Raw genomic sequence first — 343 nt, 5'->3', positions numbered from 1 at the left:
AGTGCGAACGTAGTTCAGTGGTAGAACACCACCTTGCCAAGGTGGGGGTCGCGGGTTCGAATCCCGTCGTTCGCTTAGAGAGGCCGGGGTGGCGGAACTGGCAGACGCACAGGACTTAAAATCCTGCGATTGGTAACGATCGTACCGGTTCGATTCCGGTCTTCGGCATAAACTAATGAGCACCCTTAGCTCAACTGGATAGAGTACCTGACTACGAATCAGGCGGTTAGAGGTTCGACTCCTCTAGGGTGCATTTTTCTATTTAACTCGGGAAGTAGCTCAGCTTGGTAGAGTACTTGGTTTGGGACCAAGGTGTCGCAGGTTCGAATCCTGTCTTCCCGAT

4 tRNA genes are annotated in these 343 nt (G+C 52.5%); all 4 read left to right on the top strand.

Annotation, left to right across the window (positions count from 1 at the left end):
• The first annotated feature begins 3 nt into the window (after positions 1-3).
• The 4 genes from HT708_RS11345 to HT708_RS11330 all read left to right on the top strand — a co-directional run bounded on the left by HT708_RS11345 (position 4) and on the right by HT708_RS11330 (position 342).
• Positions 4-75, top strand: a tRNA-Gly gene (locus tag HT708_RS11345).
• Between the two features lie 7 nt (positions 76-82).
• Positions 83-168 (top strand) — tRNA-Leu (locus tag HT708_RS11340).
• A gap of 11 nt (positions 169-179) precedes the next feature.
• Positions 180-253: transfer RNA gene (locus HT708_RS11335), tRNA-Arg, on the top strand.
• Positions 254-268: 15 nt separating this feature from the next.
• Positions 269-342, top strand: a tRNA-Pro gene (locus HT708_RS11330).
• Position 343 lies beyond the last annotated feature (1 nt).

This window comes from Streptococcus sp. 3613 (assembly GCF_013277375.1).
GTDB classification, from domain to species: Bacteria; Bacillota; Bacilli; order Lactobacillales; family Streptococcaceae; genus Streptococcus; species Streptococcus pseudopneumoniae.
Note: the sequence above shows the minus strand (reverse complement) of the source record. Positions and strands in the feature narration are given on the sequence as shown.